28 protein-coding genes and 1 riboswitch are annotated in these 25,305 nt (G+C 72.4%); of the genes, 9 read left to right on the forward strand and 19 right to left on the reverse strand.

Annotated features, from left to right (window positions below):
- Window positions 1-39: 39 nt before the first annotated feature.
- Window positions 40-1,011 carry a DMT family transporter gene (locus tag ACIQZN_RS13415; RefSeq protein ID WP_403991872.1) on the forward strand — a complete coding sequence of 324 codons (972 nt, stop codon included), beginning with the start codon at window positions 40-42 and terminating at the stop codon, window positions 1,009-1,011.
- A gap of 152 nt (window positions 1,012-1,163) precedes the next feature.
- The gene (locus ACIQZN_RS13420) at window positions 1,164-1,934 is read left to right on the forward strand and encodes a GntR family transcriptional regulator (RefSeq protein WP_403991875.1); all 771 of its coding nucleotides are present in this window, start codon (window positions 1,164-1,166) and stop codon (window positions 1,932-1,934) included.
- Window positions 1,935-1,970: 36 nt separating this feature from the next.
- Here the strand turns inward: ACIQZN_RS13420 and ACIQZN_RS13425 are convergent, their stop codons facing one another.
- From ACIQZN_RS13425 to ACIQZN_RS13435, 3 genes are all read right to left on the reverse strand, one after another.
- The gene (locus ACIQZN_RS13425; RefSeq protein ID WP_403991878.1) at window positions 1,971-3,128 is read right to left on the reverse strand and encodes an ROK family transcriptional regulator; all 1,158 of its coding nucleotides are present in this window, start codon (window positions 3,126-3,128) and stop codon (window positions 1,971-1,973) included.
- A 99-nt stretch (window positions 3,129-3,227) separates the two neighbouring features.
- On the reverse strand, window positions 3,228-3,878 hold the full coding sequence (locus ACIQZN_RS13430) for a response regulator (protein ID WP_403991881.1): 651 nt from the start codon (window positions 3,876-3,878) through the stop codon (window positions 3,228-3,230).
- A 4-nt stretch (window positions 3,879-3,882) separates the two neighbouring features.
- Window positions 3,883-5,055, reverse strand: a complete 1,173-nt coding sequence (locus ACIQZN_RS13435) for a sensor histidine kinase (protein ID WP_403991884.1) — start codon at window positions 5,053-5,055, stop codon at window positions 3,883-3,885.
- Window positions 5,056-5,162: 107 nt separating this feature from the next.
- Between ACIQZN_RS13435 and ACIQZN_RS13440 the strand changes: the two genes are divergently transcribed.
- The 3 genes from ACIQZN_RS13440 (at window position 5,163) to ACIQZN_RS13450 (ending at window position 7,392) form a co-directional block, all read left to right on the forward strand.
- On the forward strand, window positions 5,163-6,086 hold the full coding sequence (locus ACIQZN_RS13440) for an ATP-binding cassette domain-containing protein (RefSeq protein ID WP_403991886.1): 924 nt from the start codon (window positions 5,163-5,165) through the stop codon (window positions 6,084-6,086).
- Window positions 6,087-6,088: 2 nt separating this feature from the next.
- The gene (locus tag ACIQZN_RS13445) at window positions 6,089-6,826 is read left to right on the forward strand and encodes an ABC transporter permease (RefSeq protein WP_403991889.1); all 738 of its coding nucleotides are present in this window, start codon (window positions 6,089-6,091) and stop codon (window positions 6,824-6,826) included.
- A 131-nt stretch (window positions 6,827-6,957) separates the two neighbouring features.
- Entirely contained in the window at window positions 6,958-7,392 is a 435-nt protein-coding gene (locus ACIQZN_RS13450) for a hypothetical protein (RefSeq protein WP_403991892.1), read from the forward strand.
- On the opposite strand, the gene mug is transcribed toward ACIQZN_RS13450, so the two are convergent.
- The 10 genes from mug to bioB form a co-directional block, all read right to left on the reverse strand.
- Window positions 7,326-7,934: a G/U mismatch-specific DNA glycosylase gene (mug, locus tag ACIQZN_RS13455; protein WP_403991895.1), complete on the reverse strand. Its 609-nt coding sequence runs from the start codon at window positions 7,932-7,934 to the stop codon at window positions 7,326-7,328. The two genes, ACIQZN_RS13450 and mug, sit on opposite strands and share 67 nt — an antisense overlap.
- A 28-nt stretch (window positions 7,935-7,962) precedes the next feature.
- Entirely contained in the window at window positions 7,963-9,405 is a 1,443-nt protein-coding gene (purB, locus tag ACIQZN_RS13460; RefSeq protein ID WP_403991898.1) for an adenylosuccinate lyase, read from the reverse strand.
- Between the two features lie 59 nt (window positions 9,406-9,464).
- A complete protein-coding gene (locus ACIQZN_RS13465) occupies window positions 9,465-10,334 on the reverse strand; it encodes an SGNH/GDSL hydrolase family protein (RefSeq protein ID WP_403991901.1) in 870 nt (289 codons plus the stop codon).
- Between the two features lie 81 nt (window positions 10,335-10,415).
- On the reverse strand, window positions 10,416-11,435 hold the full coding sequence (locus ACIQZN_RS13470) for a hemolysin family protein (protein WP_403991904.1): 1,020 nt from the start codon (window positions 11,433-11,435) through the stop codon (window positions 10,416-10,418).
- Window positions 11,432-12,769, reverse strand: a complete 1,338-nt coding sequence (locus ACIQZN_RS13475) for a hemolysin family protein (RefSeq protein WP_403991907.1) — start codon at window positions 12,767-12,769, stop codon at window positions 11,432-11,434. Before ACIQZN_RS13475 ends, ACIQZN_RS13470 begins: the two co-directional genes overlap by 4 nt.
- 166 nt (window positions 12,770-12,935) lie before the next feature.
- On the reverse strand, window positions 12,936-13,376 hold the full coding sequence (locus ACIQZN_RS13480) for a GNAT family N-acetyltransferase (protein ID WP_403991910.1): 441 nt from the start codon (window positions 13,374-13,376) through the stop codon (window positions 12,936-12,938).
- 62 nt (window positions 13,377-13,438) lie between these two features.
- On the reverse strand, window positions 13,439-14,722 hold the full coding sequence (locus ACIQZN_RS13485; protein ID WP_403991913.1) for a cytochrome P450: 1,284 nt from the start codon (window positions 14,720-14,722) through the stop codon (window positions 13,439-13,441).
- Between the two features lie 222 nt (window positions 14,723-14,944).
- Window positions 14,945-15,634 (reverse strand): dethiobiotin synthase, encoded by a 690-nt coding sequence (bioD, locus tag ACIQZN_RS13490; protein WP_403991916.1) that lies wholly within the window; start codon window positions 15,632-15,634, stop codon window positions 14,945-14,947.
- A 3-nt stretch (window positions 15,635-15,637) separates the two neighbouring features.
- Window positions 15,638-16,942 (reverse strand): adenosylmethionine--8-amino-7-oxononanoate transaminase, encoded by a 1,305-nt coding sequence (locus ACIQZN_RS13495; RefSeq protein WP_403991919.1) that lies wholly within the window; start codon window positions 16,940-16,942, stop codon window positions 15,638-15,640.
- Window positions 16,935-18,158 carry a biotin synthase BioB gene (bioB, locus tag ACIQZN_RS13500; RefSeq protein ID WP_403991921.1) on the reverse strand — a complete coding sequence of 408 codons (1,224 nt, stop codon included), beginning with the start codon at window positions 18,156-18,158 and terminating at the stop codon, window positions 16,935-16,937. The genes ACIQZN_RS13495 and bioB overlap by 8 nt, the downstream gene beginning before the upstream one ends.
- Window positions 18,159-18,300: 142 nt before the next feature.
- Between bioB and ACIQZN_RS13505 the strand changes: the two genes are divergently transcribed.
- Window positions 18,301-19,443, forward strand: a complete 1,143-nt coding sequence (locus tag ACIQZN_RS13505; RefSeq protein WP_403991924.1) for an 8-amino-7-oxononanoate synthase — start codon at window positions 18,301-18,303, stop codon at window positions 19,441-19,443.
- Window positions 19,444-19,456: 13 nt separating this feature from the next.
- Here the strand turns inward: ACIQZN_RS13505 and ACIQZN_RS13510 are convergent, their stop codons facing one another.
- Window positions 19,457-19,654 carry a DUF397 domain-containing protein gene (locus ACIQZN_RS13510; RefSeq protein ID WP_403991927.1) on the reverse strand — a complete coding sequence of 66 codons (198 nt, stop codon included), beginning with the start codon at window positions 19,652-19,654 and terminating at the stop codon, window positions 19,457-19,459.
- 25 nt (window positions 19,655-19,679) lie between these two features.
- A complete protein-coding gene (locus ACIQZN_RS13515; protein ID WP_018105215.1) occupies window positions 19,680-20,540 on the reverse strand; it encodes a helix-turn-helix transcriptional regulator in 861 nt (286 codons plus the stop codon).
- A gap of 204 nt (window positions 20,541-20,744) precedes the next feature.
- On the opposite strand from ACIQZN_RS13515, the gene ACIQZN_RS13520 reads away from it, so the two are divergent.
- Window positions 20,745-21,176 carry an ATP-binding protein gene (locus ACIQZN_RS13520; protein WP_018105216.1) on the forward strand — a complete coding sequence of 144 codons (432 nt, stop codon included), beginning with the start codon at window positions 20,745-20,747 and terminating at the stop codon, window positions 21,174-21,176.
- Between the two features lie 10 nt (window positions 21,177-21,186).
- Here ACIQZN_RS13520 and ACIQZN_RS13525 read toward each other — a convergent pair whose 3' ends face one another.
- The 3 genes from ACIQZN_RS13525 to ACIQZN_RS13535 form a co-directional block, all read right to left on the reverse strand.
- A complete protein-coding gene (locus ACIQZN_RS13525) occupies window positions 21,187-21,660 on the reverse strand; it encodes a C40 family peptidase (protein WP_403991930.1) in 474 nt (157 codons plus the stop codon).
- A gap of 3 nt (window positions 21,661-21,663) precedes the next feature.
- Window positions 21,664-21,860: riboswitch (cyclic di-AMP (ydaO/yuaA leader) on the reverse strand.
- A gap of 305 nt (window positions 21,861-22,165) precedes the next feature.
- Complete coding sequence (locus tag ACIQZN_RS13530) at window positions 22,166-22,474, reverse strand: hypothetical protein (protein WP_403991933.1); 309 nt, start codon at window positions 22,472-22,474, stop codon at window positions 22,166-22,168.
- A gap of 7 nt (window positions 22,475-22,481) precedes the next feature.
- On the reverse strand, window positions 22,482-23,114 hold the full coding sequence (locus ACIQZN_RS13535; RefSeq protein ID WP_403991936.1) for an ATP-dependent Clp protease proteolytic subunit: 633 nt from the start codon (window positions 23,112-23,114) through the stop codon (window positions 22,482-22,484).
- A gap of 96 nt (window positions 23,115-23,210) precedes the next feature.
- On the opposite strand from ACIQZN_RS13535, the gene ACIQZN_RS13540 reads away from it, so the two are divergent.
- A complete protein-coding gene (locus ACIQZN_RS13540) occupies window positions 23,211-23,495 on the forward strand; it encodes a type II toxin-antitoxin system Phd/YefM family antitoxin (protein WP_403991939.1) in 285 nt (94 codons plus the stop codon).
- Between the two features lie 59 nt (window positions 23,496-23,554).
- On the opposite strand, the gene ACIQZN_RS13545 is transcribed toward ACIQZN_RS13540, so the two are convergent.
- Complete coding sequence (locus ACIQZN_RS13545; protein WP_403991942.1) at window positions 23,555-24,544, reverse strand: ABC transporter permease; 990 nt, start codon at window positions 24,542-24,544, stop codon at window positions 23,555-23,557.
- A 127-nt stretch (window positions 24,545-24,671) separates the two neighbouring features.
- Between ACIQZN_RS13545 and ACIQZN_RS13550 the strand changes: the two genes are divergently transcribed.
- Window positions 24,672-25,301, forward strand: a complete 630-nt coding sequence (locus tag ACIQZN_RS13550; RefSeq protein WP_403991945.1) for a TetR/AcrR family transcriptional regulator — start codon at window positions 24,672-24,674, stop codon at window positions 25,299-25,301.
- Window positions 25,302-25,305: the final 4 nt, after the last annotated feature.

Genomic DNA, 25,305 nt, shown 5'->3' on the forward strand with positions numbered 1-25,305 from the left:
ACCTTAAACCGAACCACCGCGCTCCCTAGCGTCGGTCCCATGAACGTGACCTCTCTGCGCGGCGCCCTGCTCGCCGCCTTCGCCTGCGTCCTCGTCGGCGCCTCCTTCACCGCCAACAGCGTCCTCGGCGACTACCCCTACGCGGGCGGCCAGGCGCTCCGCTACGGCCTCGCGGCGCTCCTCCTGCTGCCCCTGATCCACCGCCCCGGCGAACCCCGCCCCGCCGCCACGCTCCGCCTGCTCACCGGGCGGCAGTGGGGGCGCCTCGCCCTGCTCGCCGCCGTCGGCATGGTCGGCTTCAACCTCGCCGTCCTGGCCGCCGAACGCTCCGCGGAACCCGCTGTACCGGGCGTCTTCGTGGGCTGCGCCCCGATCCTCGTCGCCGTCCTCGTGCCCCTGCTGGAAGGACGCAGGCCCACCCGCCCCGTGCTGTACGCGGCGGGGCTGGTCGCCGCCGGGGCGTTCACCGTCCAGGGCTGGGGGCGCACCGACCTGAGCGGCCTCCTGTGCTCCGTCGGCGCGCTGGCCGGCGAGGTGGGCTTCGCCGTGATCGCGGTGCCGGTGCTGCGCCCGCTGGGCCCGAAGCTGCTGTCCGCGACCGTGTGCGCGATCGCGGCGGCCGAGTCGACGGTCCTCGGCCTGGTGCTGGACGGCGGCGGCTTCCTGCGCGTGCCGACCGGGGCCGAGGCGCTGGCGCTGGTCTGGCAGGCGGCCGTCGTGACGGTCATCGGCTTCGTCTGCTGGTACATGGGCATGCAGCGCATCGGCGCCGAGCGCGCCACCCTCTTCTCCGGCCTCATCCCGGTCTCCGCAGCGCTCACCGCCCCGCTCGTCGGCACCGGTTCCTACGGCCTCGCCCAGGCCGCCGGGTCCTGCCTCGTCGGCCTCGGTGTGGCGATCGGCTCGGGAGTGCTGGGGCGGCGCGGAGGTACGGCCCCGCAGGCGGAAGCCCCTGCTCCGAAGGCGGACACCGGGCCGCGCGCGGTGCGCCGGTCCGCGAACGTCCTGTGAACGCTGTGCGGCACACCGTCCATTCACAGGGTCTCCGGCGCACGATTGGTCTTGACCAAGGGGTTGCGCCGTCCTATGGTCTCAACGTTAAGACAGGAACCTTTAATAAATAACGTCGCGGAATAAGCCGCTGGGCGATTGCGGAGGACAGGGTGGGGACCACGCAGCTGGAAACGGTGCAGGAGCCGAAGTACTGGCACCTCAAGACCGTGCTCAGTGAGGCACTCGACTCGGACTTTGCGGTGGGGGAGATCCTTCCCAACGAGCGTGAGCTCGCCGCCCGGTTCGGCGTCGCCCGGGCCACGCTCCGGCAGGCCCTGGAGCAGCTCGAACTCGAAGGCAGGCTGCACCGCCGCCGGGGCGTCGGGACCACGGTCGCCCCGCCCCGCGTCGGCGTGGCCGTCTCCACCGCCCGCAACGACTGGAACGACGGCGGGGCCGACACGGCCTGGCAGCCGGTGGACTGCGAGAGCGCTCCCGCCCCGGCCGCCGTCGCCGCGCAGCTGAACGCCGGCGCCGAGGAGCCCGTGCACATCGTGCGCCGCATCCGCACGAGCCACGGCCAGGTGGTCGCCGCCGAGCTGCTCTACGTGCCGTCCGCCTCCGTGCCGGAGCTGTCCGGGATAGACGCCCCGTCCGGCGCGGCCCGCGCCCGCAACGTCGTCCGCGAACTGCACCGCCTCGGCCTCGACGGCCAGGACCGCTCCGTCGAGCTGGGCTCCGCCCGCGCCGACGACGCCCGGGAGCTGGACCGGCTCCCCGGTGCCCCCGTCCTCGTGGTCACCACCCGCTACCTCGCCGCGGGCGGCACGGCGGCGGTCTCGGTCGCCACGTACCGGGCCGACACCTGCCGGCTCACCTTCGGTGACTCGGGCGACCTGGAGATCAGCCACCCGGTCCAGGAAGAGCGCCAGGCTTCCTGAGCCCGGGCACATGCCCGCACCCACGGCCCGTCGCGCTCAGCGGCGGGCCGTCACCGTTCCCTCGACCGCGAACAGCTGCTCCTCCACATGGTCGAGCGCGAGCCGCAGCGCACCGGTCGCCACCGCCGCCTCGCCCAGGAGCGACAGGCACACCCGGGGCGGGCGCAGGCAGTAGCGCGCCAGCTCGCCCCGCAGCGGCTCCAGCACCCCGTCCAGACCGGCCGCCCAGCCCCCGACCACCACCAGTTCCGGGTCGAGCGCCAGCACCAGCGCCGCCACGTCGTGAACCAGCCGCTGGATGAACCGCTCCACCGCGGCCTGCGCCTGCTCGTCCCCGTGCCGCGCCTTCGCGAAGACCGCGGCCACCGCCTGCTCGTCCAGCGGGTCCAGCGGGGTGTCCGTCGTGGACAGCAGGTGCTCCGGCGTCACGTCCCGGCCGAGCAGGTGCAGCGCGCCGATCTCCCCGGCCGCGCCGCCGAACCCCCGGTGCAGCCGCCCCCCGATCAGGGAACCGGCGCCCGGGCTCAGCCCTGCCAGCACGAACACGATGTCGTCGGACTCGGTGGCCGCGCCCTTCCAGTGCTCGGCCACGGCGGCGGCGTTGGCGTCGTTCTCCACGAGGACCGGGCAGCGGAAGGAGCGCCTCAGCCTTTCGCCCAGCGGCAGGCCCGTCCAGTCCGGCAGCGCGGTGCCCAGCCGCACGGTCCCGTCGGCCTCCACGATGCCCGGGCTGCCCACGCCGACCGCGCGCAGGCTGCTGCGTGCCACGCCGGTACGACGCAGGACGTCGGCGACCACGGCCCGGACCCGGTCGAGCCGGTCGTCGGCACCGGCGGTCTCCGGCACCTCGCGGGAGCCGGCGCCGATGATCCTGCCGTCCAGCCCCGAGAGCAGGGCGGAGACACGGTGCGGGCCGATCTCGATACCCAGCAGGTGCCCGGCCTCGGCCCGGAAGCGGAAGCGGCGGGCGGGACGGCCCTGTCGTCGGGCCTCGGGTCCGTCCGGGGCGCACTCGACGACCAGCCCCGCCTCGAAGAGCCCCTCCACGACGCCCTCGACCGTCGGGCGGGACAGGCCCGTGATCCGGGTCAGGTCCGTGAGGGTCGAGGAGGAGGCGCCCCGGAGGGCATGGAGTACCACCGCGGAATTGATCCGCCGCAGCAGCGAGGGATCCCCGCCGGTCAGCCGGCCCACGGTGTGTCCTCCCAGCTCGTGCGCATGTCAGGCGGATGGTACTCGCTGCTCAGGGGGAGAGCGACCGTGGGCTGCGGTGCTGTTCGCGAGCGTCCGGGATCAGGCCGGAGCGACGAACCCGGACTCGTACGCGGCGATCACCGCCTGGGTGCGGTCACGCGCGCCCAACTTCGCGAGCACCGCGCTGACATGGGTCTTCACCGTCTCCACTCCCAACACGAGCTTTTCGGCGATCTCCGCATTGGTCAGGCCTCGGGCCATCAGCCGGAGCACCGTCGACTCACGCTCGGTGAGCGCGGCCCGCTTCAGTGCAGCGCGCGCCTTGCTCGTGCCGTACTCGGCGGCGAGCTGCCGGACCGCCGCCGGGAACAGCAGGGACTCGCCCTCCGCCACCAGCCGGACCGCATGGACGATCTCGGCCGGCCGGGCCCGCTTGAGCAGGAAACCGTCCGCCCCCGCGCGCAGCGCCTCGTAGACGTACTCGTCGTTCTCGAAAGTCGTCACCACCAGGATTTTCGGAGGTTCGGGCACCGTACGCAGTACCACCCGGGTGGCCTCTATACCGTCCATGAGCGGCATGCGGACGTCCATCGCCACCACATCGGGGCGCAGTTGCCGTACCAGGGGGATGACCGCGGCGCCGTCCCCCGCCTCACCCACCACCTCGATATCGGGCTGGGCCTCCAGAACCGCCCGCAGTCCCGCGCGGACCAGGGGCTCGTCGTCGACCAGAAGAACGGTTACCGGCATCGTGTCAGCCTATTCCGTGCAGCGGGAGGCTGGCGTGCACCGTCCACTCCCCGTCCGAGGGCCCTGTCCTGGCCCTTCCGCCCAGGAGAGCCGCGCGCTCCCGGATGCCCCGCAGTCCGCTCCCGCTGCCCGGCGCTCCGGGGGAACCCATGAGCGGATTGCTCACCTCCAACTCCAGCCGGCTGTCCGCGACCCGGATGCGGACGCGGACCGGGACCGCTCCCGAGTGCCGCAGGACGTTGGTGAGGGACTCCTGAAGGATGCGGTAGCCCTCCCGGGACACCGGCCCCGGCACCAGCTCCAGTGGCCCGGTCACCTCGGCGTCGACCTCGGCACCGGACCCCCGAGCGGAATCGAGCAGGCGGTCGGCCTCGGTCAGGGACGGCCGCTTCCCGGGAGGTGCGTCCGTCTCGCGCAGTACCCGCAGCACCCTTTCCAGATCCTCCAGGGCATTCCGGCCCGTCTCCTCGATCACCGCCAGGGCCCTGTCGGTGAAGGCCGGATCCTGTGCGGCCCTCGCCGCCCCCGCCTGCACCACGGCCACGGTCAGCGCGTGCCCGATCGAGTCGTGCAGTTCGCGGGCGATCCGGTTGCGTTCGAGGAGCTGCTCGGTGCGCTCCTCCAGTGCGGTCAGGCGCTGCACCGGTGTCGGACCGAGCAGCCACCGGGCTGCTGCGGTGATGATCTCGCCGCAGCTCACCACCACGGCGAACAGCATCACGACGGGGACGGGCGCCAGCACCGCGGCCCACCAGTGCGTCCCCAGCCCGACGGCGAACCCCGGCCCGGACGGCGCCGTGCCGAAGGAGGACCGGACGAGGTCGACGGTCGTCGTCGACAGCGTCACCAGGGCGAGGCCGGCGAGGCCCGCACCGAGCAGTCGTATCTCCAGCCAGAGAGCGGTCCTCCAGCGCTCCGACCACGAAGTCGACGGGGCCACGGAGATGGAGGCATCCGGAGCACCGCGTTCCGCGGGAGTGAGCAGCAACTGCGCCTGGATGCCCTCCGCGAGGCGCATCCCCGGCATCAGGCCGACCATCGCCGCGAGAAGCATGGGAACCCAGGGCGTCTCCATCGAGATGAACAGCCACACGCTCACGACCGCGGCGGGCATGAGCAGGTGCAGCCAGCGGGTGTACGTGACCGAGCGGGTCAACGGGCGAAGGAAGCGGCGCATGCCGCCATCGTGCCAGTGGACCGGGCACGCCAACTCCCCCGAGCGAGGGAGGTGATCCACACGCGCGGGGGAGGAAGGGAGCCGGCCCCGGCGGCGAGGCTGAGGGCATGACCAGCATCGATGTCCACGAGCTCACCAAGGACTACAGCGGCACCCGTGCCGTGGACCATCTCACCTTCCAAGTACGGCCGGGCCGCGTGACCGGCTTTCTCGGCCCCAACGGCGCCGGGAAGTCCACCACCATGCGGCTGTTGCTCGGCCTCGACCGTCCCACGAGCGGCACCGCGACGATCGGCGGACAGCCGTACGCGGCACTGCCCGAACCGATGCGGCACGTCGGGGCCCTGCTCGATCCGCAAGCCGCCCACGCGGCGCGGACGGCACGCGACCACCTCCTGGCCCTCGCCGTGAGCAACGGCCTCGGCGCGAACCGGGTCGGAGAGGTGCTGGACGAGACAGGTCTCGGGCACGTAGGCGGGCGAAGGATCAGGACGTTCTCCCTCGGCATGCGCCAGCGCCTCGGTATAGCGGCCGCGTTGCTCGGGGACCCGGCGGTCGTCATGCTGGACGAGCCGTCGAACGGGCTGGATCCCGAAGGCATCGTCTGGATCCGCGAACTGATGCGGAGACTCGCCCGCGAAGGGCGCACGGTGCTGGTCTCCAGCCACCTGATGAACGAGACGTCCTCGTTCGCCGACCATCTGATCGTCCTCGGACAGGGGCGGCTCCTCGCAGACCTCCCGATGCGTGCGTTCCTGGAATCCCGCAGCCGGCCCCGAGCGAGGGTGCGTACGACCGAACCCGCTCGCCTCGCCGAGCTCCTGGCCCGTGAGGGGTACCGAGTCGCGCCGGGCGAGGACGGCCGATGGACGGTCGAGGACGTCAGAGCAGAGGAGATAGGTGCGATGGCAGCAAAGGAAGGCATTCCGATCACGGAGCTGATGGACGAGCACACCACCCTGGAGCAGGCCTACCTCGACCTCACCGCCGACGCGACGGAGTTCGCGTCCGCCGGCCGACAGGAGGTCTGACCATGCCGGGCACCGCTGTTCTGCACTCGGAATGGATCAAGATCAGGTCGGTGCGGTCCGTGTTCGGATCGCTGGCAGCCATCCTTCTCGTGACAATGGCGATTACCGTGCTCACCGCCGCCACTGTCGGCCAGGCGGAGGCGGACGACGCCGACGCGGAACTGCTCTTCCGGGCCTTCTACGCCCTGAACTTCGGCCAGATCGCCGCCATAGGCTTCGGTGCGACGGCGGTTTCGACCGAGTACGCCAACGGCGCGCTGCGCATGTCGCTCGCCGCGGTCCCCGACCGCACCCGCTTCTTCGCGGCGAAGGTGTCCCTGATCGGCGCCGCAGGGCTGGGAGCAGGGCTCGTCACCAGCTTCGGCGCGTTCCTCGTGGGCCAGCTGTTCATGGGGGAGTACGCGATAGGGCTGGGCGAACCGGGCGCACTGCGTGCGGCGTTCGGCGGAGGGCTCTACCTGGCGCTGATGGCGCTGTTCGCAGCAGGTCTGACGTTCCTGTTGCGAAGCGCGGTCGCTGTCCTCAGCATGCTCATACCGTTCATCCTCATCGTCTCGTTCGTGGTCGGAGATGTCGCCGGCAGCGCGGCGGACTACTTGCCGGATCGGGCCGGGCAGTTGATCCTGCACCAGCACGTTGAGGGCGGCCTCGGCCCCTGGGCAGGGCTGGCCGTCACCGCAGCCTGGGCCGCCGCGGCCCTGCTCGGCGGCTGGTGGGCGTTGAAGCGCCGGGACGCCTAGAACCCGATCGACAAGCCCTGATCCGAAGGAAGGGCTCCAGCCAGGCTGGTTCGCGGGTACGAGGTGGACCAAACCGTCTCAAAGTACGGAGAGCGGCCCCGATTGTCAGTGGGGGGAGGTTTACTGACGGCATGACCACCGCACATCACCTCCGCCTCATCGACGGGATGCGCACCCGAGAGTTTCCCGAGGAACGGGTCCGGTCGGATTCGGGAGTCAGCGGTCCCGGTTACCACACGGCGTTCCTGTACGTGGACGATGTCTGGGAGGACGACGAGGCGGGCCGGCTGGAGCGCCGCGCCCAGTGCCTCGCGGACCACGAGGCGTTGGTCACCCTGCTCGGCAGCCGCTGGGGCGAGCCGCAGCTGGTCAGTCTGTTCAGCGCCCAGGAGCGGATGCTCGCCGGTGAGGAGATACCGCAGCCGTGGGCGGACACCGCCGCGGGCTGCGAGTATCTGCGCCTCTGGTACATCGAGGAGCGCTGGATAGCGCTGGCGCTCTACCTGGAGGAGGGCGGCTCCGGCTGCGAGCTGAGCGTGGTCGTGACGGAGACCGACCCGCCCTGAGGGCCGTCGGCCTCCACGGCCGCGCGCAGCCGGGCGTACTCCTCGGCCATCGTGGCGGCCGTCCAGTGCGCGTTGAGGCCGCTGGGGTTGGGAAGTGCCCAGACCCGGGCCCCGCCGACCGTCCGCTCCTGCGGGCCGATCCGGGCCCGGCGCTCGCCGAACGCGGTGCGGTACGCCGTGATGCCGACGACGGCCAGCCACTGCGGGCGCAGCCGCTCGACCTTGGCGGTCAGGATCCGCCCGCCCTCCCGGTACTCCTCGGCGGACAGCTCGTCGGCCCGGGCGGTGGCCCTGGCGACGACGTTGGTGATGCCGAGCCCGTGGTCGAGCAGTTGGGCCTGCTCGGCGGGGGCCAGCCGGCGCGGGGTGAAGCCCGACAGATGGAGGACCGGCCAGAAGCGGTTGCCGGGGAAGGCGAAGTGGTGGCCCGTCGCCGCCGTCGTCAGGCTCGGGTTGATCCCGCAGAACAGGACGCGCAGGCCGCCCGCGACCACGTCGGGAACGACGCGGTCGCGGGCGGCCTGGAGCTCTTCGGGCGTCATCCGCGAGGACGGTTCGGCCGGATCGCGGTCAGAGGATGGAGCCGGGCGCGTAGCCGGCGGCCTCGGGGTGCTGCTTGGTGATCTCCTCGATGCGCGCGACGAGCGCGGTGACCTGGTCGCCCGCGGCCCCCGTGAAGGAGAGCTTGTCGGCCATCAGCTCGTCCAGCTGGGCGCGGTTCAGCGGGATGCGCTCGTCGGCCGCGAGCTTGTCCAGCAGCTCGTTGCGCTCGGTGCCCTGCTCGCGCATGGCGAGGGCGGAGGCGACGGCGTTCTCCTTGATGGCCTCGTGGGCGACCTCGCGGCCCACGCCGGCGCGCACCGCGCCCATCAGGACCTTGGTCGTGGCGAGGAACGGGAGGTAGCGGTCCAGCTCGCGGGCCACGACGGCCGGGAACGCGCCGAACTCGTCCAGCACCGTCAGGAACGTCTCGACCAGCCCGTCGAACGCGAAGAACGCGTCCGGCAGGGCCACCCGGCGGACCACCGAGCAGGAGACGTCGCCCTCGTTCCACTGGTCGCCCGCCAGCTCGCCGGTCATCGAGGCGTAGCCGCGCAGGATGACCATCAGGCCGTTGACTCGCTCGCAGGAGCGGGTGTTCATCTTGTGCGGCATCGCGGACGAGCCGACCTGGCCCGGCTTGAAGCCCTCGGTGACCAGCTCGTGGCCGGCCATCAGCCGGATGGTCTTCGCCACCGAGGAAGGCGCCGCCGCCAGCTGGACGAGCGCGGTCACCACGTCGTAGTCGAGCGACCGGGGGTAGACCTGGCCGACCGAGGTGAAGGCGTGCGCGAAGCCGAGGTGAGAGGCGATGCGCTCCTCAAGCTCGGCGAGCTTCCCGGCATCGCCGCCCAGCAGGTCCAGCATGTCCTGCGCCGTGCCGACCGGGCCCTTGATGCCGCGGAGCGGGTAGCGGCCGAGGAGGTCATCGAGGCGGCCGTACGCCACCAGCAGCTCGTCGGCCGCGGTCGCGAAGCGCTTGCCGAGGGTCGTGGCCTGCGCGGCCACGTTGTGGGAGCGCCCGGCGACGACCAGCTCGCGGTACTCGGCGGCCAGCTTGCCGAGGCGGGCCAGGACGGCCACCGTGCGGTCGCGCATCAGCTCCAGGGAGAGCCGGATCTGCAGCTGCTCGACGTTCTCGGTGAGGTCGCGCGAGGTCATGCCCTTGTGGACGTGCTCATGGCCGGCGAGGGCGTTGAACTCCTCGATCCGGGCCTTCACATCGTGCCGGGTGACCTTCTCGCGCTCGGCGATCGAGGCCAGGTCGACCTGGTCGAGGACGCGCTCGTAATCGGCGAGGGCAGCGTCGGGCACCTCGATCCCGAGGTCCTTCTGGGCGCGCAGCACCGCCAGCCACAGCCGGCGTTCCAGCTTCACCTTCTGCTCGGGGGACCAGAGGACGGCCAGCTCCGTGGAGGCGTAGCGGCCGGCCAGGACATTGGGGATGCGAGGCTTCGCAGACACAGCAGTCACGTGTACGGATTCTACTGGCGGTTTGTGCAGCTCAGCGCCGAGGTCCGGTTTGTGCGTTGCTACGAACCGGACGCGTCCCGCGCCTTCCGCTCACCGGACTCCACCTGCCGCCACGTCGCCACCGGTTCCGCCCAGCCGTCCTCCTCCGGGGACACCCAGAAGCCCCGCCCCAGCTCGGCGTCGAACTGCGCCCCGGCCCGTCCGTCGCCGGACGAGCGCCCCGTGAGCCGCCGGCCGATCCAGGGCAGCAGGTGCTGCCGGGCGAAGCGCGCGTCCTCCACCCGCCGGGCGGCCCAGCGCGCCGGGGCCGAGTCGGGCAGTGGGGCCCGCCAGTCGCTCTCCGGCGGCAGCCCGAGAGTCTGCCAGACCGCCTCGGCGACCCGGCGGTGCCCCTCGGCGGTCAGGTGCAGCCGGTCGACGTCCCACATGCGCTGGTCGGCCAGCGCCGGGGCGCCGTACAGGTCGACCACCACCGCGTCGTGCCGGGCGGCCAGCTCGTCCACCAGCGCGAACAGCTCCTCCATGCGCGGCCGGAACCGGTCGAGCACGGGCCCGTTGCGGCCGGGGCTGCGCATCAGCACGAGTTGCTTGCACGACGGTGCCAGGCGCTCGACCGCCTCCTCCAGGCGCCCGCGCACCATGCCCATGTCGCACTTGGGGCGCAAGGTGTCGTTGAGGCCGCCGACCAGCGTCACCACGTCCGCCCGCATGGCCGCCGCCACATCCACCTGCTCGTCCACGATCTGGGCGATGAGCTTCCCGCGTACCGCGAGATTGGCGTACCGGAACCCCGGCGTACGGGCGGCGAGCCGGGAGGCGAGCACATCGGCCCAGCCCCGGTACGAGCCGTCGGGCAGCAGGTCCGACATGCCCTCGGTGAACGAGTCGCCGACCGCGACCAGACTGGTGTATGAGGCATTGATTTCCATGGCGATGCGATCGTATCGCGGTGCCGTACGGCACCGACGGGCGCTGGGCGGCTCCGGACCGGGGCCCGGAACCGCCGTGGCTCAGCGGCTCTGCGGCCGTCCCACCAGCTCCCGGAGCACGTCCTCCATCGTGACCATGCCCGCGAGCCTGCCGTCCTCGTCCAGGACCGCCGCCAGGTGCGTACGGCTGCGCCGCAGCGCCGTGAGCGCGTCGTCCAGCGGTGTCGCCGCCCGGACCCGGGCGATCGGCCGCATCGAGGACACCGGGAACGGCATGTCGCGTGGGAAGACGTCCAGGGCGTCCTTCACATGGAGATAGCCGAGGATGCGCTGCTCCGCGTCCATCACCGGGAAGCGCGAGAAGCCCGTCTCGTACGAAAGCCGCTCCAGCTCCTCCGGTGTCGCTCCGACCCGGATGTACATCACCCGGTCGACCGGCAGCACCACGTCCCGCACCGGGCGGCGGCCCAGCTCCAGTGCGTGGTGCAGGCGCTCGGCCGCCCGGTCGTCCACCAGCCCGGCGTCACCGGCGTCCTTCACCAGCCGCGCCAGCTCGTCGTCCGAGAACGTCGCCTCCACCTCGTCCTTCGTCTCCACCCGCAACAGCTTCAGCAGGGCGTTGGCGAAGGCGTTGATCGCGAAGATCACCGGGCGCAGCGCCCGGGCCAGCGTCACCAGCGGCGGACCGAGCAGCAGCGCGGACCGCACCGGCTCGGCCAGCGCGATGTTCTTGGGGACCATCTCGCCCAGCAGCATGTGCAGATAGGTCGCCACCGACAGCGCGATCACGAACGACACCGGGTGGACCAGGCCGTGCGGCACGCCCACCGCGTCGAAGACGGGTTCCAGCAGATGCGCGATCGCGGGCTCGGCGACGATACCGAGCACCAGGGTGCACAGCGTGATGCCCAGCTGAGCCGCCGCGAGCAGCGCCGAGACGTGTTCGAGGCCCCAGATGACGCTGCGCGCCCGCCGGTTCCCCTGCTCGGCCTGCGGCTCGATCTGGCTGCGGCGCACCGAGATCAGGGCGAACTCGGCGCCGACGAAGAAGGCGTTCACGACCAGCGTCAGCAGACCGATGAAGAGCTGTACGGCGGTCATCGCTCGTCCTCCGACGGCTGGTGGGAACCGGTCAGCGGTGCGTGCAGCAGCGCCCGGGCGGCGCGGCGCCCGGAGGCGTCCACCACGTCGAGCCGCCAGCCGGCCAGCTCGATCGAGTCGCCCACGGCCGGGATGCGGCCGATCTCCGTGGCGATCAGGCCGGCCAGGGTCTCGTACGGGCCGTCCGGCACCCGCAGCCCGATCGTCTCCAGCTGGTCCGTACGGGCGGCGCCGTCCGCCGACCACAGGACGCGCCCGTCGGCGTCCTCACCGGCCGGGGCCAGGTCCGGCGTCTCGTGCGGGTCGTGCTCGTCGCGCACCTCGCCGACGACCTCCTCCACGATGTCCTCCAGCGTCACGACGCCCGCCGTGCCGCCGTACTCGTCGATCACGACCGCCATCGCGAGCTTGCCGGACAGCCGGTCGAGCAGCCGGTCCACGGTCAGCGTCTCGGGGACGAGCACCGGCTCGCGCAGCATCTCGGAGACCCGCTTGCGGGGCCGCTCCTCGGCCGGGACCGCCAGCACGTCCTTGATGTGGGCGACGCCCACGACGGTGTCGAGGCTGCCCCGGTAGACGGGGAAGCGGGAGAGGCCGGTGGCCCGGGTCGCGTTGGCGACGTCCTCGGCGGTCGCGCTGACCTCCAGGGCGGTGACCTGCACGCGCGGGGTCATCACGTTCTCGGCGGTGAGCTCCGGGAGGTTGAGGGTGCGGACGAACAGCTCGGCGGTGTCCGCCTCCAGCGCGCCCTCCTTGGCGGAGTGCCGGGCCAGCGCCACCAGCTCCTGCGGGCTGCGGGCGGAGGCCAGCTCCTCGGCCGGTTCGAGCCCGAAGCGGCGCACGATCCGGTTGGCGGTGTTGTTGAGGTGGCTGATGAAGGGCCGGAAGACGGCCGTGAAGGCCCGCTGCGGGGTGGCGACCGTCTTCGCCACCGCGAGCGGCGAGGAGATGGCCCAGTTCTTCGGGACCAGCTCGCCGACGACCATCAGGAACACCGTGGACAGGGCCGTGCCGATGACGAGCGCGACGGACGAGGCCACACCGGGCGAAAGCCCGACGGCCTCCACCGGACCCCGGATCAGCTTGGCGATGGACGACTCGGAGAGCATGCCGACGACCAGATTGGTGACGGTGATCCCGAGCTGCGCCCCGGAGAGCTGGAAGGTGAGGCTGCGGACCGCCTTCATGGCGCTCGCGGCACCGCGCTCGCCCTGCTCGACGGCCCGCTCCAGCTGACCGCGCTCCACGGTGGTCAGGGAGAACTCCGCCGCGACGAAGGCGCCGCACGCGAGCGACAGCAGTACCGCAACGAGCAGCAGAAGCACTTCGGTCATCGGTTCACCTCCGTCCCATGATCGGGCAGGGACCGGCGGACCGCGCGATGTCGGTGGCTTCTGGGACTGGGAGGCTCGCCCATGGGCGGACGCTCACACCTTTCGTCGGAGGGGCGGGACTGCCTCCCCATAGTAAAGGATCGGCAAAGTCGTCGGGTGTGGCCGGTCACCTGCCCCCTGTGCCCGGCCCGAGCGGCTTCACCCACCGCCGCCAGTGGTTCTCGCGGTGGTAGCCGGCCGCCTGCCAGGCGTGGTGCGCCCGCTCGTTCTCCTCCAGGACCATGGCGTCCACCCGCCGCCCGCCCAGCGCGGCGAAGCGCTGCTCCGCCGCATCGAGGAGCGCGGTCGCGATGCCCTGCCGGCGGTGGTCCGGGTGGACGGCGAGCCGGTAGGCCGAGCACCGCCAGCCGTCGAAGCCCGCGATCACGGTCCCCACGAGCACCCCCTCCCGTTCCGCGAGGAGCAGCGCCCCCGGATCGCGGTCGATGAGCCGGGCCACCCCGTCGTGGTCGTCGCTGATGCTGGTGCCCTCCGCGGCCGTCCGCCAGAACAGCAGCACGGGGTCGATGTCGGCGAGGGCGGCGGGGCGTATGGAGAGATCACTCATGGGGCGAGCCAATCAGAGGGCCGTTCCCCGGGGCGAATGCTTTCCCGCCGGTACGGGGCGGCTCAGCGCAGTCGTGCGGGCAGCGTCTCGACGCCGTAGACGATGGACAGCTTGCGGAAAGCCAGGTCCTGCGGCGGTACGGCGAGCCGCATCGCGGGAAAGCGCCGGACCAGGGCCGGGAACGCGGAGCGCAGCTCCATCCGCGCGAGCTCCGCGCCGATGCAGCGGTGGATGCCGTACCCGAAGGCGAGGTGGCCTGCCGGAGTGATCCGGTCCACGTCGAACCGCCCGTCGTCCGCGACGTACGCCGGGTCGCGGTTGGCCCCGCTCAGCGAGCAGAGCACCATGTCGCCGCGCGGGATCACCACCCCCGCGATCTCGATGTCCTCGCGGGCGAACCGGGGGAACGCCATCTGCACGGCCGACAGGTAGCGCAGCACCTCCTCCACGAAGGGCGCCGTCACCGCGTCGTCCGCGCGCAGCCGGTCGGCCACCTCGGGGTTGCGCAGCAGTACGAGGGCGCCGAGCGCGATCGTGCTGGCGGTCGTCTCGAACCCCCCGGTGAGCACCCCGTCCGCCAGGCCCGCCAGTTCCTCGTCGTCCACGCTGTCCCCGTGCTCCCGCACGATCATCCCGAGCAGGCCGTCGCCCGGCGCGCGCCGCTGGTCCCGGACGACGCCCCGGAAGTAGTCGAGCGACTCGGACATGGCGCCGAACGGCGCGGTGGCCCCCTGGAACAGGTCGAAGCGGTCCATGGCCAGCTTCTGGAAGTCGTCGCGGTCCTCGTAGGGCACCCCGAGCAGTTCGCAGATGGTCAGCGACGGCACGGGCAGCGCGAACGCGTGCACCAGATCGACCGGCCCCGGCGCGGCGGCCATCGCGTCCAGCCGCTCCGCGACGATGGCGTCGATCCGGGGCGTCAGCCGGCGCAGCCGGCGCATCGTGAACTCCGGGGTCAGGATGCGGCGCAGCCGCGTGTGCACCGGAGGATCGCTGAACCCCAGGCCGCCGGGGCTGTGCTCGGCGGCTATGCCCGCGTTGCCCGCCAGATGGGCGAAGTCCGTGCTGAAGCCATCGGCCGACCCGAGCACGGCCTTCGACTCCTCGTAGCCGGTGACCACCCAGGCGTCCATCCCGAACGGCAGCGCCACCCTGGACACCGGTGCGTTCGTCCGGGTCTCGGCCAGCCGCCGCACCGGGTCGAGCCCGTCCCTGCGCAGCGGCATCAGGAGCTGTTCCGGGAGCAGTTTCATCGTGGTCGACCCGAATCCGTGCTTCTGGATCCTGGCCAGGTAGCCGCGCCCGAGCCGGGCCGTGATGCGGGAACGGAACGTCGTCGTACTCAATGTCACTCCATGAGTCGTCGCGAGAACTGGTCGGTTGGCGCGCCTGCTGCGCCAGGACGTGGCCGACCGCGGTGACTTCGGCTACCTGAGCCCTGAGCAGGAATTATGACCAGGTGTTCGACCCATGGGGGGCCGGGGTACGGAATCCGTCCGAATACGCCGGTGAACGGACGCGCGGGCGCCCCCCGGGCGCTCCCGGCCCGAGGATGCCGCCCGCTCCGCTCAGCCCAGCGGCCGGTCGCCGCCCAGCGGTGCGGCCAGCCAATCCGCCGCCCGCGCCCGGAAGTCCGCCGGGGTGAGCGATCCGGCGCCCTCCGGGACGACGCCCAGCAGCGGGGCCCCGGCGGCCACCGGGAGGTCCGCCACATTGCAGCGCTCCGCCAGACCGGGCGCGGCCGGCATGCTGCCGATGACCACGCCCGAGCAGTCGAGCTCCCGGGCCCGCAGCGCCTCCGCCGTCAGGGCCGTGGAGTTCAGCGTGCCGAGACCGGCCGGGGCGACCACCAGGACCGGGGCCGCGAGCAGCCGGGCCGCGTCCGCCAGGGTCGCGCCCTCGTCGTCGAACCGTACGAGCAGCCCGCCGGCGCCCTCGATCAGGACCAGGTCGTGGTCGGCGGCCAGCTTCTCGGCGGCCTCGGCGACCTCGTACGGGCGCACCGGGTCCATCCCGGCGCGGCGGGCGGCCGTCGCGGGCGCCAACGGCTCGGGGAAGCGGGCGAGTTCGACGGCCGTGACATGGGCGCCCGCCAGGCGCGCCACCTCCGCCACGTCACCGGGCTCGCCCGGCTCCAGGCCGGTCTGCGCCGGTTTGAGGACCGCGACGCGGCGGTGTGCGGCGGCCGCCGCCACGGCCGCCGTCACGATCGTCTTGCCGATCTCCGTACCGGTACCGGTCACCACCAGCACGCTCATGTCTCAGCCCTCCCGCGCCGCAGCGCACACCGCGCGGCAGATCCGTGCCACGTCGTCGTCACCCGTCACATACGGCGGCATGGTGTAGACGAGGTCCCGGAACGGCCGCAGCCACACCCCCTCGCGCACCGCCGCCGAGGTCGCCGCCGCCATGTCCACCTCGTGGTCCAGCTGGACGACCCCGATGGCGCCGAGCACCCGTACGTCGCGGACCCCGGGCAGCTCCCGCGCCGCCGCCAGGCCCTCGTTCAGCCCTGCCTCGATCCGCTTGACCTCCTGCTGCCAGTCCTGGCCGAGCAGCAGGTCGATGGAGGCGCAGGCCACCGCGGCAGCGAGCGGATTGCCCATGAACGTCGGGCCGTGGGCGAGCACCGGCACCTCGCCGCGCGAGATGCCGTCGGCCACTTCGCTCGTGCACAGCGTCGCCGCCATCGTCAGATAGCCGCCGGTCAGCGCCTTGCCGACGCACATCACATCGGGGGAGACCCCCGCGTGCTCGGCCGCGAACAGCTTTCCCGTACGGCCGAAGCCCGTCGCGATCTCGTCGAACACGAGCAGCACGCCGTACGCGTCGCACGCCTCGCGCAGCACCCGCAGATAGCCGGGGGAGTGGAAGCGCATGCCGCCCGCCCCCTGGACCACCGGCTCCACGATCACGGCCGCCAACTCGTCCGCGTGGCGCGCGATCAGCTCGCGCAGCTGCGCCGCGTACGCGGGGTCGGGCTCGGAACCGTAACCGGCGGGCGGTTCGTCCGCGAAGACCTGGCGGGGCAGGGCGCCGGACCACAGCTCGTGCATCCCGCCCTCGGGGTCGCACACCGACATCGGCTGCCAGGTGTCCCCGTGGTAGCCGCCGCGCCAGGTCAGCAGCCGCTTCTTGGCCGGCCGCCCGGCCGACCGCCAGTACTGGAGGCACATCTTCACGGCGACCTCGACCGACACGGAGCCCGAGTCGGCGAGGAAGACGTGGCGCAGCGGTTCCGGGGTGATCTCCACCAGCCGGGCCGCCAGCCGCACGGCGGGCTCGTGCGTGAGCCCGCCGAACATCACATGGCTCATCCGGTCCAGCTGGCCGCGCGCCGCCTCGTTCAGCACGGGGTGGTTGTAGCCGTGCACGGCCGACCACCACGAGGACATCCCGTCGACCAACTCGTGCTGTCCGTGGGCGGGTTCGGCGAGCCGCAGCCGGACCCCGGACGCGGACTCCACGACCAGCGGCTCCTGCCGGCCCGGCATGGGTCCGTACGGATGCCAGACGTGCGCCCGGTCCAGGTCCCGGAGTACGGCGGGGGAGAGCGGCTCAGGCATTGGGAGCGAGGTCCGTGCCCGCGCCGCGGCGGCGGACCGCCACCAGATCCGTCCGGGCACCCGGGGTTTCCGGCACCTCGGCGGCGGGAACGGTCGCCGCCTCCGCGCCTTCCCCGCACGGCCCGCAGCCGCCGCCCGCGTGCGAACCACAGCCCTCGGCCTCGGAGGCACAACCGCCGCCCGCGTGCGAGCCGCAGCCCGCCAACGCGTCCGCGCGGTGCCGGGGGAGCGTCGTCGTACCCGCTCCCTCCACCTCGAAACCGGCGTCCGCGATCATGTCCAGATCCGCCTGCCCGGCCTGGCCCTCACTGGTCAGGTAGTCGCCCAGGAAGATGGAGTTGACCAGGTGCAGGGCGAGCGGCTGCATCGAGCGCAGATGGACCTCGCGCCCGCCCGCGAGCCGCACCTCCACGTCCGGGCAGACGAACCGCACCATCGCCAGGATGCGCAGACACCGCTGCGGCGTCAGGTTCCACTCCTTGGCGAGCGGGGTCCCCTCGAACGGGATCAGGAAGTTGACCGGCACCGAGTCCGGGTCCAGCTCGCGCAGCGAGAAGACCACGTCGACCAGATCCTCGTCGCTCTCGCCCATGCCCGCGATCAGTCCCGAGCACGCGGAGAGCCCGGCGGCCTGCGCCTGCTGCACCGTGTCGACCCGGTCGGCGTAGGTGTGGGTGGTCGTGATCTCCCCGTACGTCCCCTCGGACGTGTTGAGGTTGTGGTTGTACGCGTCGGCGCCCGCCGTGCGCAGCCGGTCGGCCTGCCCCTCGGAGAGAAGGCCGAGGCACGCGCACACCTCGATGCCCTCGTTCTCCTCCTTGATGGCCTCGATGGTCTTCGAGACCCGGTCGACGTCCCGGTCCGTCGGGCCCCGGCCGCTCGCCACCAGGCAGACGCGCTTGGCGCCGCCGGCCACCCCGGCGGCCGCCGCCTTCGACGCCTCCTCGGGCTTCAGCCAGGTGTACTTGAGGATCTCGGCCTTGGAGCCGAGCCGTTGCGAACAGTAGGAGCAGTCCTCGGGGCAGAGCCCGGACTTCAGATTCACCAGATAGTTCAGTTTCACCCGCCGCCCGAACCACTGACGGCGCACCTTGCCGGCCGCGGCCACCACGTCGAGCAGTTGGTCGTCCGGGGTCGCCAGTACGGCGAGCGCTTCTTCACGGGTCGGCAGCTCGCGCCGCAGCCCCTTGTCCACCAGCGTGTTCAGGAGGTCCATGGCGATGATCCTGACGCACCGCACCGCCCGGAGCCAAGGAGGAACCGGACAACAGAGTTCGCGCGGGGTGTGTGCATGGCCACACCGTGTCTCGGCATGAGCCCGGTTAGGGTCTGTGAGCTGCCTACAAAAGGGACCGCCCATGCCCGCCACCCCGTTCGACTGGATCGACGACGAGGCGCGCCGGCGCGCGGACGCGGGCCTGGTCCGCCGACTGCGGCCCCGCGAGGCCGGGGCGGAGCTCCTGGACCTCGCGAGCAACGACTACCTCGGCCTCACCCGGCACCCGGAGGTGACCGCCGCGGCGGCGGACGCGGCGCACCGCTGGGGCGGCGGGGCGACCGGATCCCGCCTGGTCACCGGCTCGACCGCGCTCCACGCCGAGCTCGAACGCGAACTCGCCGCGTTCTGTGGCTTCGAGGCCGCGCTCGTCCTCTCCTCCGGTTACGCCGCCAACCTCGCGGCCCTCACCGCGCTCACCGGGCGCGGCGCCCTCATCGCGTCGGACGCCGGCAACCACGCCTCCATCGTGGACGGCTGCCGGCTCTCCCGGGCCGAGACCGCCGTCGTCCCACACTCCGATCCGGAGGCCGTCCGCAAGACGCTGCGCGGGCACGAAGGCCGGAAGCTGGCCGTCACCGACTCGGTGTTCTCCGTGGACGGCGACGCCGCGCCGCTGGCCGCACTGGCCGCCGTCTGCCGGGCGGAGGGCGCCGCGCTCCTGGTGGACGACGCGCACGGACTCGGGGTGCTCGGCGCGGGCGGCCGGGGCGCGCTCGACGCGGCCGGGCTCGCGGGCGACGCGGACGTCGTCGCCACGCTCACCCTCTCCAAGTCCCTGGGCAGCCAGGGCGGTGCGGTCCTCGGACCGGCCCGGGTCATCGACCACCTGGTCAACACCGCCCGGACGTTCATCTTCGACACCGGACTCGCGCCGGCCGCCGTCGGGGCCGCCCTGGGCGGACTGCGGCTGCTGCGCCGCGAACCGGAGCGCGCACTCAGGGCGCGTACGGTCGCCACCGCGCTGCACGAGGGGCTGACGGCGGCCGGACTGACCGCGGTGCGGCCCGACGCGGCGGTCGTCTCGGTCCGGGCGCCCTCGGCCGACGCCGCCGTGCGCTGGGCCGCCGACTGCCGGACGGCCGGGATGGCGGTGGGCTGCTTCCGGCCGCCGTCCGTGCCCGACGGCATCTCGCGGCTCCGGCTGACCGCCCGCGCGGACCTGACGGACGAGCAGATCGCGCGGGCGGTGGAAACGGTGCGGAGGACCGCGCCGCAGAGCTGAGCGGTGGTCCGCCTCAGCGTTTCAGGCCGGAGACGAAGGACGTCCAGGCCGCCGTGGAGAACTCCAGGGGCGTGCGGGCCACGTCCTTCGAGTCGCGCACGGCCAGCGGCCGCCCGCTTCCGGACGGCGCGGTCTCCACGCAGTTGTTCATCCCCGTGCTGTAGCTGCTGCTACGCCAGCGCAAGGCGTGCCGGGCGAGGTGTTCGGACATGACGCTTCCTCCGGGCGGTGGGGGGTCACCGGTCGCCGCGGTCGATCGCGGCGATCAGGTCCAGCGTGTGCTCCGGCGACAGCGCGTGCGTCTGAAGGGTCTCGAAGGCCGAGCTGTACGCCGCAAGGTCTTCTTTCCGTTCCAGATAGAGGCTACTCGTCAAGTGGTCAAGAACGACCACGTCAAGGTCGGAAGCAGTCGGAAAGGAGAAGATAACGAAAGGGCTGGTGAGGCTGACATAGCCGCCGACCGAGAACGGAAGTAACTGGAGTTGCACATGGGGAAGTTGTGCCACCCGGGCGAGATGGCGCAGCTGCTCCCGCATCACTCTTCGGCCACCGACCTCCCGGCGCAGCACCGCCTCGTCCAGGACCGCGCTCAGCCGCAGCGGCGGATCGCTCCGCAGCACCCCCTGCCGGGTCAGCCGCACCTCCACCAGCGAGTCCAGCTGACCGGACGGCAGTCCGTCCAGGGACGCCCGGGTCACCGCGCGGGCGTAATCGGCCGTCTGCAACAGCCCCGGCACCACCGTGGTCTCCAGGGTGCGGGCGGTGCGCGCCTGCGACTCCAGGCTGATGAAGTCGCGGTACTGGGGCGGGATGAGCCCCCGGTAGGCGTGCCACCAGCCGGCGCCGCCCCCGCCCGCCGAACCGGCCAGCGCGCCGAGGACCTCGCGGAGCTTCGGATCGTCCATGCCGTACGCGTCGAGCAGCCGGTTCACGTCATCCGGCCGCACCCCGCTGACACCTGTCTCGATCCTGCTCACCTTCGACTGGTGCCAGCCGAGCAGCGCCGCCGCCTCCCGGCTCGTGAGACCTGACGCCTGGCGCAGGCTCCGCAGCTCCTCTCCCAGCTTGCGGCGCCGCACCGCAGGACCGTGCTGCATCCGATGGCTCCCTCCGCTGCCCGACGAGCAGACAGTGTGGCGCCGGAGGGGGCCCGCGTGGGGAGAGTTCACCGGTTTGAGCGACAGATATATGCATATCTTGGTGGATCGCCGCCACGGAGGGCAGCATCGGTGGCACTCTGGCGCGAAGCGCAACCGGACCGCTCGCCGGGCCGGCATCGGGTGGGAAAGGGACGGCTCGCCATGGCAGACCATCAGGAAGCACGTGTCACCCTGCCGAGCGAGCCGGTCTCGGTCTCCGCGGCCCGCGGGTTCGTCGCCCGGGTGCTGACGGAGTGGGGCCTGCCCGAGGACGCGGAGATGGCCGACACCGTCCGCCTCATCCTCTCGGAGCTGGCCACCAACGCCGTCCTGCACACCTTCGGGCAGTCGCCCACCTTCACCGTCGACCTGCGCCTTGAGCGGGACGAGGAGCTGCGCCTCGGGGTGACGGACAGCCACCCCCGGCGACCCCAGCGGCTGCCCGCCGCCGTCCAGCAGGACAACGGACGCGGCATGGTCATCATCCGCTCGCTGGCCAAGGAGTACGGCGGCCGGCTGGCCGTCACACCCACCGCCGACGGCGGCAAGACCGTCTGGGTGGCGCTCCCGTGGCAGGTTCCCGTCCAGCCCTGAGGCGGCCGGGTCAGGCGACCCGGCCGTAGAAGACGCTCCGGGTCCAGATCTTCTCCAGGCGGACCACGGCGCCGGTCTTCGGCGAGTGCCAGATCTTCCCGCTGCCGGCGTAGATGCCCACGTGGTAGACGCTGCGCCCGGAATGGAAGAAGACCAGGTCACCTCGTTGGCGCTTCGACGCCGAGATGTGCCTGGTCCTGTTGTACTGCTGCTGGGCCGTCCGGGGGAGTCTCTTGCCGGCCTTCTTGAACGAGTAGAGCGTCAGCCCCGAACAGTCGAAACTGCCGGGCCCGGTGGCGCCCCAGCGGTAGGGCGCCCCCTTCTTCGACGCGGCGATCTTCAGGGCCTTCATCGCGTGGCCGGCCGCCTGCGCCTCGGGCGCGGCTCCTGGGACGCACAGCGTGCCGCCGACGGCGGCGAGAGTCATGACCGAGGCCGTGGTGGCCCGGGCGAGCAGAGACGGGACATGAACCTGCGCACTCATGCGCAACCCTTCGTCAGCCGCCTGTGAAGGATGACCTGTCGGGTTCGGGCTGGCGAAGTTGCCCGGCCGCGCGAGGCGGCTTCACCCCGAGGGACAACCGGAGATCCGGCGGTCCCGTAGTGCTCGGGTCCTCCACTCCTGCCGATCCACTCCTGTCGACCAGTCATCCGGGCGGCGGCAGGACTCGGCGTCCGCCCGGACCGCCCCGCCGCGGTGGCGGGGGCTTGTCGTCCCACGGATCTTGACTCACCTCGGGCCGGATTTCCGAGCCGGAACAGCCATCGGTGAAGACCGTCACGGATGGCCCGTTCAGGTGGACGGAAACCCGTACGGCGGTCCGCCGGCCGCCCTCGGCCGTGGCCGTACCAGCGGTGTCGCGGAGGAATCCGCTCCACGCGCATCAGGAAAGGGCAAATCGGCCCGTCGCTCGTGAGAGGGAACGCCTACGCCGAACGAGCGAGGAAATCCCGCGCCTCCCTCGGGCGTGTCGGTGACCTGCGGGGCGTCAGTCCGGCGGGGCGGGCGGCAGGGCCACCCGGGCCGCCCGCCGCTCACCGTCCAGCTCCCGCAGCGCGCGGGTCAACGTGGAGCTGTGGATACGGGTTTCGCCGCGCCGGTGCATCAGCGCGAGGGCGTCCCGTAAGGCCGCCGCGTGCGAGGCGAGCGCCTGGGCGGCGCGCAGGGCCGCATAGGTGTCGTCACCGTGCGCCGGGTTGATCCGGCCCACCTGGTCGACCACGCGCAGATAGCGGTCGATGAACTCGGACTCGGCCCGGGTCAGGGCGGGCAGCGGCGAGAACTCCGGTGGCTGCATCGCCCGTTCACCACCCGGAGCGCGGCGGCCCCGGGACCCGGCTCCGCACGATGTGGTCCACCAGCCCGTACGCCAGAGCCCCCTCCGCGTCGAGGACGAGGTCGCGCTCGGTGTCCTCGGTGACCTGTTCGGCGGAGCGCCCCGTGTGCCGGGCCAGCATGCCGGTCATCGTCGCGCGCATCCGGGCCAGTTCCCGCGCCTCGATCTCCAGGTCGGACGGCTGCCCCCGGAGCGGCTCGTCCAGCGCCGGCTGGCTCACGACCACCTTGGCGCCGGGCAGCATGTGCCGCCGGCCCGGGGCGCCCGCGGCCAGCAGCACCGCCGCCCCGGCCCCCGCCCGGCCCAGGCAGTAGGTCTCCACCTCGCAGCTGAGGAAGTTCATCGTGTCGTACAGGGTCGTCATCGCGCCGAACGAGCCGCCCGGCGAGTTGATGTACAGCGAGACGGGCCGGTCCGGCGCGTCGTGCTCCAGATACATCAGCTGGGCTACCAGATCGTTGGCGGCCGTCTCGTCCAGGGCCGTGCCGAGGAAGACGACGCGCTCGGCGAGCAGCTTGGAGTACGGGTCGAGGGTCCGGGATCCCTGGGACGTGCGCTCGGTGAACTCGGGCAGTACGTGACGGGCGACGGGACGGTACACGGCTGTGCCTCTCCTCCGGTCGCGCGGGCACCGCGGGGCGCCCGCGCACGCTTCCGTAAAAAATGTACAGGACGTACAGAAGGTTATGATGGGAGCATGGCCTACGAGATTCCGGTGACGCAAGCCCGGGCTGAACTCGCCGAACTGATCAACCGCGTCGTCTACGGCGGCGAACGCGTGGTCGTCACGCGGCACGGCAAACCGCTCGTCGCCCTCGTATCGGCCGCTGACCTCGAACGACTGGAGAAGGAGGAGGCGGCGGAGCAGGAGCAGGTGATCCGCTCGGTCTCCTCGATCGGCTCCGCCCCGTCCGCTGCAGGCGAACGGCAGCGCTTCGGCATCGCGGCGGAGCACCGGGGCCACCACGGACGCGAGGACTGACCTCCGTACGCAGGAAAGCGCCCCCGTCCGGCCGGACGGGGGCGCACTCCTGAGCGTGGTCAGCCGGCCAGTGCCGGCTCCCGCACCGGCTCCGGCGCCGTGGTGTCCGCGGCCGTCCTGCGGCGCGCGCCGACGAGCACCGCGACCAGCCCCAGCGCCGCCCACACGCCGAGCGTCAGAGCGGGGACGGCCGCCGCCGCGCCGTCGAAGAACGCCACCGATCGCAGCGCGGACCCGCCCGCCCCCGGCGGCAGCAGCTGACCGATCACGGCGATCGGGCGGGGGAGCAGCTCGGGCGCGCTGGTCACTCCGGAGAAGGGGTTGCCCAGCAGCACCATGAGCAGGGCGCCGATGCCGATGCCCGGAGTCCCGAGCAGGGCGGCGAAGCCCGCGACCGGCGCGCCGATGGCGAGCACGGTCAGGGCGATGGTCCCCGCCTCCATCCACCAGTCGCCGGTGAGGGCGCCGAGCCAGCTGTCCGTCACGGCGGTGGCCAGGAGCCCCACCCCGATCGCCACGCCGAGCAGTGCGATCCCCGCCCGCGCCCCGCGCAGCCTCAGCACGGTCACGGCCGCGCCGGCGGCGACGCCCGCGATGGCCAGCGGCAGGATGCTCGAACCGAGGACGGCGCCCCGAGGGTCGGCGGCGGGCGCGGCCACCACATCGGTGACCGGCACCTCGGAGCCGGCCGGCGCCCCGGCGGTCACCGCCTCGCGCAGCAGCTGGGCGACCACCGTGCTGCCCGCGCTCGCCGTCAGCAGCTCGGGGCCCTTGGCGGTCACGACGACCGCGCCGTAGACGGTCCGGTCCTCGATCGCGTCCCGGGCCGCGGCCTCGGAGTCGTAGCGGTGCACGTCGAAGGCCCCGTCGCGCTCCTCGAACCGCTGCTGGAGCTGGTCGGCGGCCGGCGCCGTCCCGGCGATCCCGACCGGCAGGTCGCGCGGTGCGGTCCGGGCGGCGGGCCAGGCGAAGGCCCACAGGGCGAGGGTCACCACCAGCGGAACCAGCAGGACCACCACCACCAGGCGGCGGTTCGGGGTGAGGGACATGGGGCGGGCCTCGATTCAGGGAGAACGATCTCTCAAAGAGAAGGATCGTTCGTTTTATACGACTCGGCCACTGTCACCCTCACGGTCGGTGGTTGTCAAGAATGAATGTTCGTTTTAGGTTGGCGGCATGGCCCGTGTATCCCAGGCGCACCTCGACGCCCGCCGCAGACAAATCCTCGACGGCGCCGCGCGCTGCTTCGCCCGTGACGGCTTCCACGGCACCTCGATGCAGGACGTGCTGAAGGAGGCCGGGCTGTCGGCGGGCGCGGTCTACCGCTACTTCAGCGGCAAGGAGGACCTGATCGCGGCCATCGCGACCGAGGCCGTGAACGGAGTGCGCCGGGCCTTCGAGGGGGCCGCCCGGGACACCCCCGTCCCCACCCCGGACGTCCTGATCGGCCGGGTGTCGCGGAGCCTGTTCACGGACGGCCTCGAAGCGGGGCGGGGGCTCGAACCCCGGGCGTACGCGGGGCTGATCATCCAGGTGTGGTCCGAGACCCTGCGCAGCGAGCGGCTGGCGGCCACCCTCGCCGAGGCGTTCGGCGGGCTGCTCGGCGCCTGGACGGAGCTGGTCGGGCTCTACCGGGAGGCCGGTGTGCTCCGGGCGGACGTGCCCGACGAGCACGTCGCCCGGGCCCTGATAGCGACGGCCCAGGGGTTCATCGCCCAGCTCGCCATGTTCGGCGACACCGGCCCGGAGGCCCTGGAGAACGGCCTGCGCGGGCTGATGTCGATGGACGCGGTGAAGGCGGGCTGACCCC

Source organism: Streptomyces sp. NPDC097595 (assembly GCF_044761525.1).
In the GTDB taxonomy this organism is placed as follows: domain Bacteria; phylum Actinomycetota; class Actinomycetes; order Streptomycetales; family Streptomycetaceae; genus Streptomyces; species Streptomyces drozdowiczii_A.

Bases quoted from the DNA above. Each gene is read 5' to 3' on its own strand.
- ACIQZN_RS13415 (WP_403991872.1), top strand. From the start codon at position 40: ATGAACGTGACCTCTCTGCGCGGCGCCCTGCTCGCCGCCTTCGCCTGC.
- ACIQZN_RS13430 (WP_403991881.1), bottom strand. From the start codon at position 3,878: ATGCCGGTAACCGTTCTTCTGGTCGACGACGAGCCCCTGGTCCGCGCG.
- ACIQZN_RS13435 (WP_403991884.1), bottom strand. From the start codon at position 5,055: ATGCGCCGCTTCCTTCGCCCGTTGACCCGCTCGGTCACGTACACCCGC.
- ACIQZN_RS13440 (WP_403991886.1), top strand. From the start codon at position 5,163: ATGACCAGCATCGATGTCCACGAGCTCACCAAGGACTACAGCGGCACC.
- ACIQZN_RS13445 (WP_403991889.1), top strand. From the start codon at position 6,089: ATGCCGGGCACCGCTGTTCTGCACTCGGAATGGATCAAGATCAGGTCG.
- ACIQZN_RS13450 (WP_403991892.1), top strand. From the start codon at position 6,958: ATGACCACCGCACATCACCTCCGCCTCATCGACGGGATGCGCACCCGA.
- mug (WP_403991895.1), bottom strand. From the start codon at position 7,934: ATGACGCCCGAAGAGCTCCAGGCCGCCCGCGACCGCGTCGTTCCCGAC.
- ACIQZN_RS13465 (WP_403991901.1), bottom strand. From the start codon at position 10,334: ATGGAAATCAATGCCTCATACACCAGTCTGGTCGCGGTCGGCGACTCG.
- ACIQZN_RS13470 (WP_403991904.1), bottom strand. From the start codon at position 11,435: ATGACCGCCGTACAGCTCTTCATCGGTCTGCTGACGCTGGTCGTGAAC.
- ACIQZN_RS13475 (WP_403991907.1), bottom strand. From the start codon at position 12,769: ATGACCGAAGTGCTTCTGCTGCTCGTTGCGGTACTGCTGTCGCTCGCG.
- ACIQZN_RS13480 (WP_403991910.1), bottom strand. From the start codon at position 13,376: ATGAGTGATCTCTCCATACGCCCCGCCGCCCTCGCCGACATCGACCCC.
- bioD (WP_403991916.1), bottom strand. From the start codon at position 15,634: ATGAGCGTGCTGGTGGTGACCGGTACCGGTACGGAGATCGGCAAGACG.
- ACIQZN_RS13495 (WP_403991919.1), bottom strand. From the start codon at position 16,942: ATGCCTGAGCCGCTCTCCCCCGCCGTACTCCGGGACCTGGACCGGGCG.
- bioB (WP_403991921.1), bottom strand. From the start codon at position 18,158: ATGGACCTCCTGAACACGCTGGTGGACAAGGGGCTGCGGCGCGAGCTG.
- ACIQZN_RS13505 (WP_403991924.1), top strand. From the start codon at position 18,301: ATGCCCGCCACCCCGTTCGACTGGATCGACGACGAGGCGCGCCGGCGC.
- ACIQZN_RS13510 (WP_403991927.1), bottom strand. From the start codon at position 19,654: ATGTCCGAACACCTCGCCCGGCACGCCTTGCGCTGGCGTAGCAGCAGC.
- ACIQZN_RS13515 (WP_018105215.1), bottom strand. From the start codon at position 20,540: ATGCAGCACGGTCCTGCGGTGCGGCGCCGCAAGCTGGGAGAGGAGCTG.
- ACIQZN_RS13520 (WP_018105216.1), top strand. From the start codon at position 20,745: ATGGCAGACCATCAGGAAGCACGTGTCACCCTGCCGAGCGAGCCGGTC.
- ACIQZN_RS13525 (WP_403991930.1), bottom strand. From the start codon at position 21,660: ATGAGTGCGCAGGTTCATGTCCCGTCTCTGCTCGCCCGGGCCACCACG.
- ACIQZN_RS13530 (WP_403991933.1), bottom strand. From the start codon at position 22,474: ATGCAGCCACCGGAGTTCTCGCCGCTGCCCGCCCTGACCCGGGCCGAG.
- ACIQZN_RS13540 (WP_403991939.1), top strand. From the start codon at position 23,211: ATGGCCTACGAGATTCCGGTGACGCAAGCCCGGGCTGAACTCGCCGAA.
- ACIQZN_RS13545 (WP_403991942.1), bottom strand. From the start codon at position 24,544: ATGTCCCTCACCCCGAACCGCCGCCTGGTGGTGGTGGTCCTGCTGGTT.
- ACIQZN_RS13550 (WP_403991945.1), top strand. From the start codon at position 24,672: ATGGCCCGTGTATCCCAGGCGCACCTCGACGCCCGCCGCAGACAAATC.